Source organism: Streptomyces sp. NPDC006529 (genome assembly GCF_040611795.1).
Taxonomy (GTDB): Bacteria; Actinomycetota; Actinomycetes; order Streptomycetales; family Streptomycetaceae; genus Streptomyces.
In genome coordinates this window covers 18,817-35,013 of record NZ_JBEXPB010000004.1, presented here as the reverse complement: position 1 = coordinate 35,013, position 16,197 = coordinate 18,817, and the positions used below count along the sequence as shown (strand labels likewise).

The 16,197-nt window shown below is 73.2% G+C and carries 16 protein-coding genes; 3 read left to right on the top strand and 13 right to left on the bottom strand.

Annotation, left to right across the window (positions count from 1 at the left end; genetic code table 11):
- Positions 1-51: 51 nt before the first annotated feature.
- The 6 genes from ABZY31_RS05050 to ABZY31_RS05025 all read right to left on the bottom strand — a co-directional run bounded on the left by ABZY31_RS05050 (position 52) and on the right by ABZY31_RS05025 (position 5,387).
- Positions 52-684: an MBL fold metallo-hydrolase gene (locus ABZY31_RS05050; RefSeq protein WP_356404941.1), complete on the bottom strand. Its 633-nt coding sequence runs from the start codon at positions 682-684 to the stop codon at positions 52-54.
- Positions 685-749: 65 nt separating this feature from the next.
- Positions 750-1,343 (bottom strand): hypothetical protein, encoded by a 594-nt coding sequence (locus ABZY31_RS05045; RefSeq protein ID WP_356404939.1) that lies wholly within the window; start codon positions 1,341-1,343, stop codon positions 750-752.
- Entirely contained in the window at positions 1,340-2,506 is a 1,167-nt protein-coding gene (locus ABZY31_RS05040) for an ROK family glucokinase (RefSeq protein WP_356404937.1), read from the bottom strand. The genes ABZY31_RS05045 and ABZY31_RS05040 overlap by 4 nt, the downstream gene beginning before the upstream one ends.
- A gap of 15 nt (positions 2,507-2,521) precedes the next feature.
- Positions 2,522-3,349 (bottom strand): ATP-binding cassette domain-containing protein, encoded by an 828-nt coding sequence (locus tag ABZY31_RS05035; RefSeq protein ID WP_356404935.1) that lies wholly within the window; start codon positions 3,347-3,349, stop codon positions 2,522-2,524.
- The gene (locus tag ABZY31_RS05030; RefSeq protein ID WP_356404933.1) at positions 3,346-4,410 is read right to left on the bottom strand and encodes an ABC transporter permease; all 1,065 of its coding nucleotides are present in this window, start codon (positions 4,408-4,410) and stop codon (positions 3,346-3,348) included. Before ABZY31_RS05030 ends, ABZY31_RS05035 begins: the two co-directional genes overlap by 4 nt.
- The gene (locus ABZY31_RS05025) at positions 4,407-5,387 is read right to left on the bottom strand and encodes a sugar ABC transporter substrate-binding protein (protein WP_356404931.1); all 981 of its coding nucleotides are present in this window, start codon (positions 5,385-5,387) and stop codon (positions 4,407-4,409) included. The genes ABZY31_RS05030 and ABZY31_RS05025 overlap by 4 nt, the downstream gene beginning before the upstream one ends.
- A 209-nt stretch (positions 5,388-5,596) precedes the next feature.
- Between ABZY31_RS05025 and ABZY31_RS05020 the strand changes: the two genes are divergently transcribed.
- Complete coding sequence (locus tag ABZY31_RS05020) at positions 5,597-6,601, top strand: Gfo/Idh/MocA family oxidoreductase (RefSeq protein WP_356404929.1); 1,005 nt, start codon at positions 5,597-5,599, stop codon at positions 6,599-6,601.
- 35 nt (positions 6,602-6,636) lie between these two features.
- Here the strand turns inward: ABZY31_RS05020 and ABZY31_RS05015 are convergent, their stop codons facing one another.
- From ABZY31_RS05015 to ABZY31_RS05005, 3 genes are all read right to left on the bottom strand, one after another.
- Entirely contained in the window at positions 6,637-7,830 is a 1,194-nt protein-coding gene (locus tag ABZY31_RS05015) for a cytochrome P450 (RefSeq protein WP_356404927.1), read from the bottom strand.
- A gap of 110 nt (positions 7,831-7,940) precedes the next feature.
- On the bottom strand, positions 7,941-8,870 hold the full coding sequence (locus ABZY31_RS05010; RefSeq protein ID WP_356404925.1) for a DMT family transporter: 930 nt from the start codon (positions 8,868-8,870) through the stop codon (positions 7,941-7,943).
- Positions 8,871-8,987: 117 nt separating this feature from the next.
- Positions 8,988-9,596, bottom strand: coding sequence for a dihydrofolate reductase family protein (locus ABZY31_RS05005; RefSeq protein ID WP_356404923.1), 609 nt, complete (start codon positions 9,594-9,596; stop codon positions 8,988-8,990).
- Positions 9,597-9,779: 183 nt separating this feature from the next.
- On the opposite strand from ABZY31_RS05005, the gene ABZY31_RS05000 reads away from it, so the two are divergent.
- Complete coding sequence (locus ABZY31_RS05000) at positions 9,780-10,550, top strand: SDR family oxidoreductase (RefSeq protein WP_356404921.1); 771 nt, start codon at positions 9,780-9,782, stop codon at positions 10,548-10,550.
- A 121-nt stretch (positions 10,551-10,671) separates the two neighbouring features.
- Here ABZY31_RS05000 and alc read toward each other — a convergent pair whose 3' ends face one another.
- Positions 10,672-11,802: an allantoicase gene (gene alc, locus ABZY31_RS04995; protein WP_356404919.1), complete on the bottom strand. Its 1,131-nt coding sequence runs from the start codon at positions 11,800-11,802 to the stop codon at positions 10,672-10,674.
- Positions 11,803-11,804: 2 nt separating this feature from the next.
- Positions 11,805-13,148: an allantoinase AllB gene (allB, locus tag ABZY31_RS04990; RefSeq protein WP_356404917.1), complete on the bottom strand. Its 1,344-nt coding sequence runs from the start codon at positions 13,146-13,148 to the stop codon at positions 11,805-11,807.
- A gap of 327 nt (positions 13,149-13,475) precedes the next feature.
- On the opposite strand from allB, the gene ABZY31_RS04985 reads away from it, so the two are divergent.
- Positions 13,476-14,291: an IclR family transcriptional regulator gene (locus ABZY31_RS04985; RefSeq protein WP_356404915.1), complete on the top strand. Its 816-nt coding sequence runs from the start codon at positions 13,476-13,478 to the stop codon at positions 14,289-14,291.
- 75 nt (positions 14,292-14,366) lie between these two features.
- Here the strand turns inward: ABZY31_RS04985 and ABZY31_RS04980 are convergent, their stop codons facing one another.
- Positions 14,367-15,056 carry an ABC transporter ATP-binding protein gene (locus tag ABZY31_RS04980; RefSeq protein ID WP_356404913.1) on the bottom strand — a complete coding sequence of 230 codons (690 nt, stop codon included), beginning with the start codon at positions 15,054-15,056 and terminating at the stop codon, positions 14,367-14,369.
- On the bottom strand, positions 15,053-16,165 hold the full coding sequence (locus ABZY31_RS04975) for an ABC transporter permease (protein ID WP_356404911.1): 1,113 nt from the start codon (positions 16,163-16,165) through the stop codon (positions 15,053-15,055). The genes ABZY31_RS04980 and ABZY31_RS04975 overlap by 4 nt, the downstream gene beginning before the upstream one ends.
- Positions 16,166-16,197: the final 32 nt, after the last annotated feature.

Sequence of the window (16,197 nt, the reverse complement as noted above, 5' to 3'; positions counted from 1 at the left end):
TAACCTACCGCCCGGCACCGACAGCCACGGGCCGGGCGCATGCGGCCCGGGTCAGAGGTCGGCGCTGTCCCCGGCGGTGAGGCGGCTGTGCGGGGCGCCGCCGAGGGAACCGAGGACGGTGTCGTAGACCGGCCGGGCCAGGTCGGCGAGATAGGCGTCGTGGATGTCGATGGCGTTGCGCGGCTTGACCTCGCGGACGTAGTCGATCACCTCGGCGATCTTGTTCCAGGGCGCGTGCACCGGCAGGAGCAGGGTGTCGACGGGGACGCCGGGCACGGTCAGCGCGTCCCCCGGGTGGAAGAGCGATCCCTCGACGAGGTAGCCGACGTTGGTGACCCGCGGCATGTCCGGGTGGATCTCGGCGTGCAGCTCGCCGTGCACCTGCACCTCGAAGCCGGCGGCCGTGAAGGCGTCGCCGTGGCCGACGGTGTGCACGCGGCCGGGGTAGGCGGGCGCGAGCCGTCCGGCGACACTGGCGAGGGTCCACAGCCCGGCGCCGGGGTTCGCGTCGAGGGCGGCCCGCAGGCGTCCCTCGTCGAAGTGGTCGGGGTGCTCGTGGGTGACCAGCAGGGCGTCCGCCCCGAGCCCCGCGTCGCGTTCGCTGAAGGCACCCGGATCGATGACGAGCGTGCGCCCGTCCTTCTCGACCTGGACGCAGGAGTGCAGCCGCTTGGTGAGCTTCATGATCCAAGGCTAGCCGCGGGGCCGGGGGGGCGGCTACGGGGTGGCGGCGACCCGGGCTGCCGGTGCTACGGGGCGGCGGTGGAGACGACGTAGACCTTGGGCTTGGCCGGGACGGTCAGGTCGACGGTGACGTCCTGGGTGGGGCGCGGGTCGTCCTGCTCGTGCGTGGCGCCGTACCAGGCGTTCTTCGGGTTCCAGTTCCAGCCCGCCGCCTCGGTGTCGCGCTCGCTGATCGAGACGCCTCGGGTCAGCTGCTCGCGGCTGACGCCGATCGAGGTCAGGAAGCCGTCGAGTTCGTCCGGGGTGATCGCGAACTGGACGTACAGCCGACTCGTGCGCCAGTTGTTGGTCTCCAGGAAGCCGACCCGCCAGGCCTTGTCCGGGATCGGCACCTCGTAGATGCTGCGCTGCACCGTGGAGGGCCAGCCCGCGCGCACCTTGGTGGCGCCGACCTTCGCCGCCTTCTCCTTGCCGCTCTGGCGGCTCTGCTGGGCGGCGATCGAGAGGTAACCGGCGGGTACGCCGATCAGCAGCACGATGATGATCGCGGTGATCCAGCGGCGCCGTACGACGTGGCGGCGGGCCTCGGCGGGCGACGGGGCGCCGCCTTCGTCGGGGGCCTGGGCCTGGCGCGGCAGGGTGGGGGGCGGGGGCGTCACGGCTGGTCTGGTCCTTGTTCCTCGGACCCGGCGGCGGCCCGTCGGCCCGCCTGGGCATAGCGTTCGTAGCGTTCGACCCGGCGGCGGTTGGCGCGGCGGAAGCGCCGGGCGACGAGCCGGGAGAGGTCGGCCGCACCGACCATACCGGCCTCGGGGCCGAGCTGGGCCTTCGCGATCCGGGCCTCGGGCCGGTAGCCGCGGCCCGTCAGGTGGCGCCGGAAGGCCTCCCGGGCCGGGCCGATCAGCAGGTCGTCGGCGGCGCTGACGCCGCCCCCGATGACGAAGCAGGAGGGGTCGAGGGCGGCCGCCAGGTTGGCGATGCCGACGCCGAGCCACTGGCCGATGTCCTGGAGCAGCTCGACGCACATCGCGTCGCCCTCGCGGGCCAGTTCGGTGATGAGCGGCCCGGTGATCTCCGAGACGTTTCCGCCGACCCGGGCGATCAGGCCGTGGGCCACCGGGGAGTCGGCGGCGGCCAGCTCGCGGGCCTCGCGCACCAGGGCGTTGCCCGAGCTGTACTGCTCCCAGCAGCCGCGGTTGCCGCAGGGGCAGCGGTGCCCGCCGGGGACCACCTGCATGTGGCCGAACTCACCGGCCACGCCGAACTTGCCGCGCTTGACCCGGCCGTCCTCCAGGATCGCCCCGCCGATGCCGGTCCCGAGCGTGATCATGACGAGGTGGTCCTCGCCGCGCCCGGCGCCGAAGCGCCACTCCGCCCAGGCGGCGGTGTTGGCATCGTTGTCCACCATGACCGGCACCGCGAGCCGCGACTGGAGCGCGTCGCGCAGCGGCTCGTCGCGCCAGGCCAAGTGCGGGGCGAAGAGCACCCGCGAGCGGTCCGCGTCGACCCAGCCGGCCGCTCCGATGCCCACGGCGTGCACGTCGTGCCGGTCGGAGAGGTCCAGGACCAGCTCGACGATGGTGTCCTCGACGACCTTGGGGCTCTTGGACTTGTCGGGGGTCTCGGTGCGGATCTTCTCCAGGATGACGCCGTCGGCGTCGACGACGCCGGCCATCACCTTGGTGCCGCCGATGTCGATGCCGACGGTGGGGACCCGCGGAGCGGTCAGGTGCGACCGGCGCTCGCGGGTTCCGACGGTCCGCAGGACGGTGCCGCGCGCCGCGCCCCGGTGGGCGAGCGTGAAGTCCCGGTACGTGCTCATCGCGTCGTGCCGTCCCTATGGTGCGGTGGTTCCGGAAGGGTCAGGGTGGGTCGGTGCCGTCCCCGATTCTGCCACCCGCTCCAGCTCGTGGCTCAGCTCGTCCAGTTCCGAGCCGCCCGCCATCTGCCGGGTCAGCTCGTCCAGGGTGATCGAGTCCCGGGTGTGGCTGCCCGCCATCGCGCCCCGCTTGAGGAGCACGAAACGGTCTCCGACCAGGTACGCGTGGTGCGGGTTGTGCGTGATGAGGACGACGCCGAGACCCGCGTCCCGGGCGGCGGCCACGTACTTGAGCACGACGCCGGACTGCTTGACGCCGAGGGCCGCGGTGGGCTCGTCCAGGACGAGCACCTTCGCGCCGAAGTGGACCGCCCGGGCGATCGCCACGCACTGGCGCTCGCCGCCGGACAGGGTGCCGATCGGCTGGTCGACGTCGCGCAGGTCGATGCCCATGCGCAGCAGCTCGGCGCGGGTGGTCTCGCGCATCAGGGGCACGTCGAGGCGGCGGAAGGGGCCGCGGCCGCGGGTCGGCTCCGAGCCGAGGAAGAAGTTGCGCCAGACGGGCATCAGCGGGACCACCGCGAGATCCTGGTAGACGGTGGCGATGCCGCGGTCGAGGGCGGCGCGGGGATTGGCCAGGACCGTCTCCTCGCCCTCGATCGCGAAGCTGCCCGCGTCGTGCCGGTGCAGCCCCGAGATGATCTTGATGAGGGTGGACTTGCCCGCGCCGTTGTCCCCGAGGACACAGGTGATCTCGCCCGCCGAGACCTCCAGGGAGACCCCTTCGAGGGCGCGGATGTTGCCGTAGTACTTGCTGACGCCGGTCAGCTCCACCAGTGCGGTCATTTGCTGGCCTCCGCCCGCTTGCGCACCCATGCGTTGAGCAGGGTGGCCAGCAGGAGCATCGCGCCCAGGAAGAACTTGAACCAGTCCGGGTTCCACTGGGCGTACACGATGCCGTTGCTGGTCATGCCGAAGATGAAGGCCCCGACCGCCGAGCCGATGGCGGAGCCGTAGCCGCCGGTCATCAGGCAGCCGCCGATGACGGCCGCGATGATGTACAGGAACTCGTTGCCGACGCCCTCGCCGGACTGGACCACGTCGAACGAGAACAGGATGTGCTGGCCGGAGATCCAGGCGCACAGGGCGACGCCCATGTAGAGCCCGATCCGGGTCTTGACCACGGGGACGCCGACCGCGCGGGCCGCGTCGGCGCCGCCGCCCACCGCGAAGATCCAGTTCCCGGCCCGGGTGCGCAGCAGGATCCAGGTCGCCACCGCGACCAGGACCAGCCACCACAGGATGGTGACCCGCAGGGTGACCGGGCCCATGGTGAACTGCGAGGCGAACAGGGAGCGGGCCGAGGAGAAGCCCTCCATGTCGGCGATGGTCTTGGTGGAGACCGAGCCGCTGATCAGCTTGGTGAGGCCGAGGTTCAGGCCGGTCAGCATCAGGAAGGTGCCCAGCGTGATGATGAAGCTGGGCAGTTTCGTACGGGTGAGCATGAACCCGTTGAAGAACCCGATGGCCAGGGTGACCAGCAGGGAGACGGCGACGCCGACCCAGGCGTTCGCGGTCATCTGGTAGGAGAACATCGAGCTGACCAGCGCCGAGCTGGTGACCATCACACCGGCCGACAGGTCGAACTCGCCGCCGATCATCAGGAGCGCGACCGGGACGGCCATGATCCCGATGGTGGAGGCCGAGTACAGGATCGTGCTGAGGCTGGAGGCCCGCAGGAAGCTGTCGGCGGCGAAGGAGAAGAAGACGAAGACGGCGGCCGCGCCGACGACGGCGCCCAGCTCCGGGCGGCCGAGGAGGCGGCGCACCAGCGAGGCGGGCGCGAGGCGCTCGTCGCGGTCCTTGGCCGGCGGGGCGGGCGGGGCGGTGGGGGCGAGCGCGCTCATCGGGTCACCCGCTTGATGAACTCCTCCAGTTTCGCCGCTTCGGCGCCGGTCACGATCTGCGGGCCGGTGAGCACCGGACGGCCGCCGCCGAGCGTGTTGGCGTTGTAGCGGTAGAGCCAGAGCAGGTCGACGGCCTCGTAGCCCTGGAGGTATGGCTGCTGGTCGACGGCGAAGCCGAGGGTGCCCGACTTCAGGTCCCGGGCGACGGCCTCGTTGAGGTCGAAGGTGTCGATCTCCGCCTTGCTGCCCGCCGCGTCCTTGGCCTTGACGGCGGTGGGGGCGAAGGGCGCGCCCAGCGTCAGCACCGCGTCGACGGACGGGTCGGCCTGGAGCTTGGCCTGCACGGCCGCCTGCACGGAGGGCATGTTGGTGCCCTCGACGTACAGGTTCTCCAGCTCGCCGCCGAAGGTCTTCTTCGCCCCGGCGCAGCGCTGCTCGTGCCCGACGTTGCCCTGCTCGTGCAGGACGCAGACGGCCTTCTTCCTGCCGCGCTTGGTCAGCTCGGCGCCGACGGCCTCGCCCGCGATCTCCTCGTCCTGGCCGATGTGGGTGAGGGCGCCGTACTCCTTGGACTGGGCGGAGCCCGAGTTCACGGTGATCACCGGAATGCCCGCCTTGGCCGCCTTGCCGAGGACGTCCTTGAGGGCTTCGGGCTTGGCCAGGCTGACGATGATGCCCTGGACCTTCTGGTCGATGGCGTTCTGCACGAACTGGGCCTGCTGCTGCGCCTGGTCGTCGTGCGCGTAGACGAAGTTGATGTTGTCCTTCGCCGCGGCTTCCTTCGCGCCCTTCTGGACGATGTCCCAGAAGGTGTCGCCATCGCCCGCGTGGGTGACCATCGCGAAGGTCCAGCGGGGGGTGGAGACGGCCGGGCGGCCCTGCTCGGCGGCCTTCGCCCGCTCCTCGGCGCGCTTGCCGCCCGTACTGCTGCACCCCGCGAGGGAGGCCCCCAGTACCGCCGCGAGCACGACGCCCACGACGCGTACCCCTGTCCGAACCCTAGCCACGTCTGTCGCGCCCTTCCCTCGTCCTGAAAACGTGCGCCGCCGCGCCGGTCGTCGGGGCGGTCGTCAATATGGTCATTCCGGTTCCAGCCGCCCAGTATCCGCCACAGTGGACCATGAGGTGGTCATCGGGGCGGGCCCGGCGGATTGACAGCCGACCCGGACGGGGTCACGTTGAGTGCATGCGCATCGGGCTCATCGGTACGGGCCGGATCGGTTCCTTCCACGCCGCGGCTCTGGCCCGCCAGCCGCACGCGGGATCGCTGGTGCTCGCCGACGCCGACCCCGCGCGGGCCGCGCTGCTGGCCGCCCGGCTGGGGGCGACGGCCGCGCCCGGTGTGGACCAGATCTTCTCCTGGGGCGTGGACGCGGTGGTCGTGGCGTGCGCCACTTCCGGCCACGCGGAGCTGGTGGTCCGGGCGGTGCGGTCCGGGCTGCCGGTCTTCTGCGAGAAGCCCGTGGCGGCCGACCTGGGCCGCAGCCTCGCGGTGCTGCGCGAGGTGGAGGCCGTGGGCGGGACGCTCCAGGTCGGCTTCATGCGGCGCTTCGACGCGGGGTACGTGACGGCGCGGGAGCTGGTGCGTTCCGGTTCCCTCGGCCGGCTGCACACCGTACGGACCATGACCGCGGACCCGGAGCCGCCCACCGCCGCCTATCTGGCCACGTCCGGGGGCCTGTACCGGGACTGCCTCGTGCACGACTTCGACATGGTGCGCTGGGTGACCGGGCGCGAGGTGCGCGAGGTGTACGCGACCGGCTCCGACGCGGGGCCCGCCCGGTTCCGCGAGACGGGTGACGTGGACACCGCGGCGGCGCTGCTGACCCTGACCGGCGGGGCCCTGGCGACCTGCACCGGCAGCCGCTGCAACGGCGCGGGGTACGACGTCCGGATGGAGCTGGCCGGTGAGCTGGACCAGGTGGCGGCCGGGCTGGACGACCGTACGCCGATCGCCTCGACCGAACCGCAGGGTCCGCCCCCGGCGGGCAAACCGTGGACCGGCTTCCTGGAGCGGTTCGGGCCCGCCTACGAGGCGGAGCTGGCCGCCTTCGTGCGCCTGGTGCGCGGGGAGGGTCCCAACCCCTGCGACGGCCGGGAGGCGCTGGCCGCGCTGCGCGTCGCCGAGGCCTGCGAGCTGTCGCGGCGCGAGCGGCGCCGGGTGACCCTCGCCGAGCCGCCGGACCTCTGAGCGCGCGGGCGCGCACCGCGGTCGCCCGGCTACGGTCACCAGCGCACCGGGAGCCGCGCGGCGCCCCGCATGAAGCTGCCGGCGAGCCAGGCCGGCGGACCGGCGGCGGGGTCCTCGGCCAGGCCGGGGAAGCGCGCGAAGAGGGAGCGGACCGCGATCCGGGCCTCCATCCTGGCCAGCGGCGCGCCGATGCAGAAGTGCAGGCCGTGTCCGAAGGCGAGGTGGCCCTGGGGGGCGCGGCGGATGTCGAAGGTGTCGGCGTCGGCGAACCGGTCCGGGTCGCGGTCGGCGGCGGCCAGCGAGACCACCACCGTCGCCCCGGCGGGAATGACCGAGCCGCCGATCTCCACGTCCTCGCGGGCGTAGCGGTAGGTGGCGCTCTGCACCGGGCCGTCGTAGCGGAGCATCTCCTCCACCGCGCCGTCGATGAGGCCGTCGTAGTCGGCGCGCAGGGCGGCCAGCTGGCCGGGGTGGGCGAGCAGGGCCCGTACGCCGTTGGAGATGAGGTTGACGGTGGTCTCGTGACCGGCCACCAGCAGCAGGAAGGCCATGCCGATCAGCTCGTCCCGGCCGAGGGAGTCGCCGTCGTCGTCGCGGGTGCGGATCAGCTCGCTCAGCAGGTCCTCGCCCGGGGCCTCGGCCTTGGCCGCGACCAGTTCGGCGAGGTAGTCGCTCAGCGCGCGGTGGGCACTGCCGTCCGTGACGCCCCCCGTGGGCGCGACGACCTCGTTCGACCAGTGGCGGAACCGGTCCCGGTCCAGGCCGGGGACGCCGAGCAGCTCGCAGATCACGGTCATGGGCAGCGGGAAGGCGAAGGCCGCGACGAGGTCGGCGGTGCGCTCCGGCCGGGCGGCCAGCTCGTCCAGGAGGCCGTCGGTGATCTGCTGGACGCGGGGGCGCAGGGCCTCGACGCGGCGGCCGGTGAAGGCGCGGGCGACCAGGCGGCGCAGCCGGGTGTGGTGCGGCGGGTCGGATTCCAGCATGTTGGCGTTGGCCGCGGTGACGAGGGCGTCCGGGAACCGCCCGGACCGGCGCCAGTCCTTCGACAGGCCCGCGTGGTGCAGGGCCTGACGGGCCTCGTCGTGGCCGACGACCAGCCAGGTGGGGTCGAAGCCGCCGGCGGTGGCCGTGACCCGGTGGACCGGTCCCGCCTGCCGCAGCCGGGCGTAGAACGGGTAGGGGTCGGCGGTGAAGTCCTCGGCGTTCCCACTGATGTCGACTACGGGCATCGGTCCACCGTACGGCGGGCGTCCACGCGGGGATGCGGGGTTTTCGGCCAGTCGTCGCGGCGCCCCGCCGGCCGCGCGGCCGCGTCGCGCGCGTCCGCCGGGGTGGTCGGTCAGGCGGTGGCCGGGGCGGCGGCGCGGCAGCCCCAGGCGGTGCCGGCCAGCACGAGGGCGGCGCCCGCCAGGCCCGCGGCGCCGAGGTGTTCGCCGCCGATGGCGATGCCCGCCGCCGCGGCCCACAGCGGTTCGGTGCCGAGCAGCAGGCTGACCCGGGAGGGCGAGGCGCGGCGCAGGGCCCACATCTGCACGAAGAAGGCGAACAGGGTGCAGAAGACGGTGAGGAAGGCGAGGGCGGCCCACTCCCGCGCCCCGAAGCCGGCGGCCGCGGCCCACGGGGTGGCGCCCGCGGCGGGCAGGGTCGCGAGGAGGGCGAAGACCAGGACCGCGCCACCGAGCTGGACGGCGGTCAGGGCGAGCGGGTCGGCGTCCTGGACGGACCTCATCCGGGCGGTGAGCAGCACGTTCAGGGTGCGGGCGACGGCGGCTCCGAGGATGAGCAGGTCACCGGCGGACGGCGTGGTGAAACCCGCGCCCTGGGTGAGCAGCACGACCCCGGTGACGGAGACCCCCGCGGCGGCCAGGAAGGCCGCCGGGGGCCGGACCCGGCGCAGGACGGCCTCGGCGAGCGGGGTGAAGATCATGGCCAGGCTGATGATCAGCCCGGCGTTGGTGGCGGAGGTGTGGACGACCCCGTAGGTCTCCAGCAGGAAGATCACGCCGAGGACCAGCCCCAGCAGGGCGCCGCCGCGCAGCTGGTCGGGCCGCAGCGCGCGCAGCCGCCGCGCCCCCGCCACCACGAGGACCGGCAGGATCAGCGCGAAGCGCAGCACCAGGACGGCGATCACGGTGTGCGGGGTGGTGACGCCCTTGGCGACGAGGTAGCTGGCGCCCCAGACGAGGGCGACGAGCAGGACGGGCAGGTCGGTGAGCCAGGCACGACGGGGTGCGAGGCCGGGCGCCGGTACGGCGGCGAGCGTGGACACGGGTCTCCAACGACTGGCGGGGGGGTGGAGACTTCGGCGGCTCGCACGGGTGCGGTCACCGTACCGGAGCACTGGGTGGCGGGTACACCGGGTTTCGGCCGGCGACCGGCACCGCCGTCAGTAGGCGCCGAAGGTGGGCCGGCCCACGGGCCGGTAGGTCTGGATGACGACCCCGCCGTCGGTCACCCTGGAGGCGGTGAGTTCGCAGGTGGTGGGCTGCGCCCCGGCCGGGAAGAGGCGCCGCCCGGCGCCCAGGAAGAGGGGGTAGACCAGCAGGTGGAGCTCGTCCACGAGACCGCGCTCCAACAGCGCCCCGACGAGCTGCGCGCTGCCCCAGATGTGGATCTCGCCGTCGGTGGCCGCCTTGATCCGGGCAACCTCCGCCTCCAGGTCCGGGCCGAGGACGGTGGCGCCCTGCCAGGCGGGGTCCGCCAGGGTGGTGGACACGACGTACTTGGGCAGGGTGTTCAGCGTGCCCGCGATGGTGTTGTCGGGGTCGGTCTGCTTGGGCCAGTAGCCCGCGAAGATCTCGTACGTCCGGCGCCCGAGCAGGAAGGCTCCGGCCCGCCCGAAGGCCTCGGTGACGAACGCGCCGACGCCCTCGTCCTCGAAGGGCACCTGCCAGCCGCCGTACGCGAAGCCGTCGCTGGGGTCCTCGTCCGGAGCGCCCGGGGACTGCATGACGCCGTCGAGGGTGAGGAAGGTGATGAGGCTGAGCTTGCCCATGGCCGTTCGTCTCCTTGGCAGGGGCCCGTCGCGGGCCCGTACACGCATGAAGACTCCCGGCCGCCGCGGAACTCATCGGTGCGGCGCGTCTGAACGCGACGTCCGATTCCCGCCAGCGCGCGCGGAGCCCCGCCGCTTTCATTGAACTCGCAACCACTTACGGACGGACGCGGGAGACACACCATGAACGGGAACGAGAACGGGAACGGCAGCGGGAGCGGCACGAGCGGGCGGGTCGCCCTGGTGACGGGCGGCAGCCGGGGCATCGGCGCGGCGACCGCGCTGCGGCTGGCCGCCGACGGGGCGGACGTGGCGCTCACCTACGTGAGCGACGCGGACGGGGCCAAGGAGGTCGTGCGCGGGATCGAGGCGCATGGACGCCGCGGCCTGGCCGTGCGGTCGGACGCGGCGGACCCCTCGGCCGCCGCCGCGGCGGTGGAGCTCGCGGTGGCGGAGCTGGGGCGCCTGGACGTCCTGGTCAACAACGCGGGCATCGGCGTGCTCGGCCCACTGGAGACGCTGAGCCTCGCCGACGTGGACCGGGTGCTCGCGGTCAACGTGCGCGCCGTCTTCCTCTCGGCGCAGGCGGCCGCGGCCCGGCTCGGCCGGGGCGGCCGGATCATCACCATCGGCAGCTGCATGACGCAGCGGGTGCCGGGGCCGGGCGGCACGCTGTACACGACGAGCAAGGCGGCGCTGACCGGGCTCACCAGGGCCCTGGCCCGGGAGCTGGGCGAGCGCGGCATCACGGCGAACCTGGTCCACCCGGGCCCGGTGGACACCGACATGAACCCGGCCGACGGGCCGTACGCGGACGGGCAGCGCGCGTTGACGGCCCTCGGGCGCTTCGGCACCCCGCAGGAGGTGGCGGCCATGGTCTCGTTCCTGGCCGGACCGGACGCGGCCTACGTCACGGGCGCCGAGTTCTCGGTGGACGGCGGGCACGCGGCGTAGGGCCGCGGGGGGCGTACGCGCCTGGGGGCCCGTAGGCGCTCGGGGGCCGTACGCCCGTACGCGCCCGGGGGCGCACCGGTACGCGGGTACCGGTGCGCCCCCGGGGCCGTTCGGCGCGGGCTCAGCCGCCCAGCTCCTGGTGCCGGGCGGTCAGGGCGGCCGCGCCCCGGTCCGTCAGGGAGCCGAAGAGGCGCAGGCGGGAGAAGCCGCCGTCCGGGAAGATGTCGATGCGGACGTGGCTGCCGACCGCCGGGGCGTCCAGCACGAACCGGTGGTTGGTGTCGGGCTGCAGGCGGGTGCGCGGCAGGAACTCCTGCCACTCGCCGTCCTCGCCGGACTTGACCGAGAGGGAGGCCCAGCCCGCCGAGTTGCCCTTGAGGTAGGCGGTGTCGATCTCGACGGCGCGGATCTCGGACTCGGCGACGAGCTGGTAGCGGATCCAGTCGTTGCCGTTGTCCCGGCGACGGGCGGTCTCCCAGCCGTCGTCCATCTTGCGCGAGCGGCCCGGGGCGATGGTGTTGGTCGGCGGGGAGTAGAAGCGGTTGGACGCGTCCTGCACCGAGCCGCCGTTCTCCAGCGCGACCACGTCGAAGGAGCCGAGCGCGGCGAGCCACTGCGGGTCCGGGACGACCTCGCCGTAGACGCGCAGGCGGGCGACGCCGCCGTCGGGGTGCTGGTTGAGGCGCAGGTGCGTGAAGCGCTGCTCGGCCGCCACCTCGAAGCCGTTGGCCGCGTGGCCGCCGACGGCGGTGCGCGGGACCAGGGTCGTCCACTTGACGTCGTCGCCGAGGAGTTCCTCGGGGGTCGGGGCGCCCGTCACCGAGGCGCCCTCGACGGATACGGCCTGCGGCATGTTGCCGCGGAAGTGCGCGGTGTCGACGACGATGCCGCGGATGACGCCGGGGGCGCCGAGGCGGATCAGCGCGAAGTCGTGGTCCTCGGGGGCCGGCCAGGGCTGTTCGGCGCAGACGCCGCGGCGGCGGCGGGTCTCCCAGCCGTCCATGACCTTGCCCTTGTGGCCGAAGTGCTCGGGGTCGAAGTGGGCGGCCTCCTCGATGAGCAGGTTCTCCCGCTCGGCGAAGAACTCGTCGTTGGCGAAGGTGACACCGGCGCCCAGGGTGCGGGCGGCGAGGTTCGCGTACTGGGTGAACGGGAAGTCCGCGGTGCGGTAGTCCGCGTACGGGTCACCGCCCCCGTAGGGGTTCGCGTTGCCGGTGAAGGAGGCCAGAGGAGTTGAGCGCTGCGCCGTCACAGTCAGTTCTGCCTTTCGAGGAGTCGGCCGGTGGGCTCGTTCGGGGTGCCGTGGTCGGCGATCTGCGTACCGCGCAGCCAGGTGGACTTCACGACGCCGTGCAGGGTCTTGCCCGCGTACGCCGTGACCCGGTTGCGGTGGTGCAGGTGCGCGGGGTCCACGGTGAAGGTCTCTTCGGGGGCCAGGACGGCGAAGTCGGCGTCGCGGCCGGCCTCGATCGCGCCCTTGTGGGACAGGCCCGCCAGCTCGGCCGGGGCGGCGGACATCCAGCGGACGACGTCCTCCAGGCCGTGCCCGCGCTCGCGCGCCGCGGTCCAGATCGCCGGAAGTCCGAGCTGGAGCGAGGAGATGCCGCCCCAGGCGGTGGCGAAGTCGTCCGTCTTCAGGTCCGCCGTGGAGGGCGAGTGGTCGGAGACGATGCAGTCGATGGTGCCGTCGGCGAGCGCCTCCCACAGGAGGTCCTGGTTCGCCGCCTCGCGGATGGGCGGGCAGCACTTGAACTCGCTCGCGCCGTCCGGAACTTCCTCGGCCGTGAGGGTGAGGTAGTGCGGGCAGGACTCGACGGTGATCCGCACGCCCTCGGCCTTGGCGGCGGCGATCAGCGGCAGCGCGTCGGAGGAGGACAGGTGCAGTACGTGGACGCGCGCGTCCAGCCGCTTGGCCTGGGCGATCAGGTTCTCGATCGCGGTGTTCTCGCTGTCCCGGGGGCGGGAGGCGAGGAAGTCGGCGTACTTGGGGCCGGGCACCTGCGGCGCGGACTCCAGGTGGTGCGGGTCCTCGGCGTGGACGATCATCAGGCCGCCGAAGCCGCTGATCTCGGCGAGGGAGGTGGCCAGTTGCTCCTGGTCCAGTTCGGGGAACTCGTCCACGCCCGAGGGCGACAGGAAGCACTTGAAGCCGTAGACCCCGGCGTCGTGCAGCGGGCGCAGGTCCTTGACGTTGTCGGGCAGCGCACCGCCCCAGAAGCCGACGTCCACGTGCGCCTTCGTGCGGGCGACCTCCTGCTTGACGCGCAGGTGGTCGACCGTGGTGGTCGGCGGGAGGGAGTTGAGCGGCATGTCCAGGATGGTGGTGACGCCGCCGGCCGCGGCGGCGCGGGTGGCGGTCCAGAAGCCTTCCCACTCGGTGCGGCCGGGGTCGTTGACATGGACGTGGGTGTCGACGAGGCCGGGGAGCAGCACGTCGTCCCCGAAGTCCTCCAGCCGGGCCCCGGCCGGGAGCTCGGCCCCGTACGGCAGTACGGCCGTGATCTTCCCGGCGGCGACGGCGACCGAGGCGGCACGCGTCCCCTCGGGGGTGATGACGCGCGTCGAGCGCAGTACCAGTTCCACGACGTCGGCGGACACCGGAACCTCCCCATCTACTTCCACAGAGCGAAATTCAACGTTCTGTTGACGGAGTCTTCACGCCGACGCGGGGCCAGTCAAGAGCCCCCGGACGGACCGCCGACCCACCCGCGTCGCGATTGGAGGTTTCCACAGGATGGAATTAAGATTTCACTCTACAGAATGTAGCTACCACCACCGGAGCTCCGGCGGGTGACCCACCGGGGCGGCCCGACACCTGGACAAACCGCCTCTGACCGGCAGAGACGGCCTGGCCCCGGCACTAGGGCCGCTGCTGCCCGCCGGGTAGGCTGCTGCCTTGCCTGCCAGCACCGAAAGGACCGCGCCGTGCCGACGTCCAGCGCCAGCACCACCGACGCTTCCTCCAAGACCCCCGCCGCCAGCGGTGGCGTCCAGTCCCTTGAGCGCGCCTTTGATCTGCTCGAACGCATGGCCGATGCCGGTGGCGAGGTCGGTCTCAGCGAGCTGTCCGCCACCAGCGGACTGCCCCTGCCCACCATCCACCGCCTCATGCGCACCCTCGTGGCGTGCGGCTACGTCCGCCAGCAGACGAACCGACGGTACTCCCTCGGCCCCCGGCTGATCCGCCTGGGCGAGTCCGCGGCACGCCTCCTCGGCACCTGGGCCCGCCCCTACCTCGCCCGCCTGGTCGAGGAGACCGGCGAGACGGCGAACATGGCGCTCCTCGACGGCGACGAGATCGTGTACGTCGCGCAGGTGCCCTCGAAGCACTCCATGCGCATGTTCACCGAGGTCGGCCGCCGCGTGCTGCCGCACTCCACGGGCGTGGGCAAGGCATTGCTGGCGTACACCCCCGCCGACGAGGTCCGGGCCCTGCTCGCCCGTACGGGCATGCCCGCCGCGACCGAGAAGACCATCACCACCCCCGAGGGCTTCCTCGCGGCGCTGGAGCAGGTCCGCCAGGTCGGGTACGCGGTCGACGACAACGAGCAGGAGATAGGGGTCCGCTGCCTCGCCGTCTCGGTGCCGAACTCGCCGACCCCCGCCGCCATCTCGATCTCCGGTCCGGCGGGCCGGGTCACCGAGGCCCTCAACGACTCGATCGTGCCGATCCTGCAGGGCATCGCGGCCGAGCTGTCCGTGGCGCTCTCCACGCAGAACCCGGCGCACCAGGATCGCTGAGTACGACCGCCGAGCACGCCGGGACCCCGGTCCGCCTCCTGGAGGGGGACCGGGGTCCCGGCGTGTCCGGCCGGCTCAGGCCGCCGGGGCGCCCTGCGCCTGCGTCAGACGGCCGTCGGTCATCGTCACCATGCGGTCCATCCGCTCCAGGTGCGCGTGGTCGTGCGTGACCAGGACCGTCGCCGTCGCGCGCTCGCGGGTGAGGGTGACCAGCAGGTCGAGCACCGCCGCACCGCGCTCGTGGTCCAGGGCGCTGGTCGGCTCGTCGACGAGCAGCACGGCGGGCTCGTTCATCAGGGCGCGGGCGATGTTGACGCGCTGGCGCTGACCGCCGGAGAGCTGGTGCGGGCGCTTGTCCGCCTTGTCCGACAGGCCGACCGCGTCGAGCAGCTCCAGCGCCCGGCTGCGCAGCTGCCGGGCGGGCCGCCCCGAGAGGTGGGCCATCACCTGGAGCTGCTCGGCGGCGGTCAGCGAGGCGAGCAGGTTCGGCTGCTGGAAGACGATCCCGATCCGCTCGCGGCGCAGCCGCGCCGTGTCGGCGGCGCCGAGCGCCGCGGTGTCCTCCCCGGCCACCACGACGCGCCCCGAATCCGGCCGCACCAGGGTGGCCGCGACCGCGAGCAGGCTGGACTTGCCGGAACCGGACGGTCCGACCACCGCGGTCAGGGTGCCCGCGGGGACCTCCAGGCGGACGGCGTCCAGGGCGGTGAGCCGGGTGTCGCCGTCCGGGTAGGTGAGCGTGACGTCGTGCACGAGCAGGGTCATCGGGCGCTCCCGAGTGCGGTCAGCGGGTCGACGGCGGTGATCCGCCGGATGGACAGGGCCGCCCCGACCGCGCCCAGCACGATCATGACGGCGGCGGGCACGAGGACGGTGGCGGCGTCCAGGACGAAGGGCACGGCGCCGCCGCTGATCAGTGCGCCGATACCGGCGGCGAGGCCGGTGCCGAGGCCCGTGCCGAGGGCGAGCATCACCACGGCCTGGCCGAGGGCGTCCTTCAGCAGGTACGGGGTCGACGCGCCCAGGGCCTTCAGTACGGCGATGTCCCCGCTGCGCTGGATCGTCCAGACCGTGAAGAAGGCCCCTATGACGAGGGCGGAGATGGCGAAGAGGAAGCCGCGCATGAGCTGGAGCGAGCCGTTCTCCGCCTGGTAGGAGCCGATGGCACCGAGTGCCTCGTCCAGGGTCCGGCTCTTGCTGGCGGAGGCCCGGTCGCCCGCCGCCCAGTCCACGGCCCCGCCGCCGCTGAGGGCGACGACCGTGGCGGACGTGCCGGTCGGGCTGCCGGCGGCACCCGGCGTGCCGGGGTTGCCGAGGCGCTGCCAGTCGTCGAGGTCCATCCAGACGACCGGGGTGTGACTGTAGGAGGCAGTGCCGGAGACGGCGCCCACGGTCAGTTCCAGTGCGCCGGTCCGGAGCGTGGAACCCGCCGTCAGGCCGCCGAGCTCCTCGGCCGCCTTTTCGGTCAGGACCACCCGGCCCCGGCCGAGGGCGCCGGCGGGCGCCCCGGGGGCCAGCCGGCCGCCGGGCTCGACGCCGAAGACGGAGACGGCGGCCGTCCGCTCCCCGACGGCCGCGTTGGTGGTGCGGATGCCGAGCGGGTCCGCGGACGTCACCCCCGGCCGCCCCCGCCAGGCCCGCCAGGCGCTCTCGGGGAGCCGCGAATCGGTGAAGGACACCTTCTGGTCACCGGCGGGGACGGCGAAGGCGAGGCGGGTGGCGGGCAGACCGGTGATGGCCGAAACGTTCTCCCGGGCCAGTCCGGAGGTGAGCCCCGACAAGAGGCCCACGAGCAGCGTGATCAGCACCACGACCGCGCCCATGAGGGCGAAGCGGCCTTTGGCGAACCGGAGATCTCTCCATGCGACGAACATGGCTCCCACCTTGGTCTTCCCCGGGGAGACGG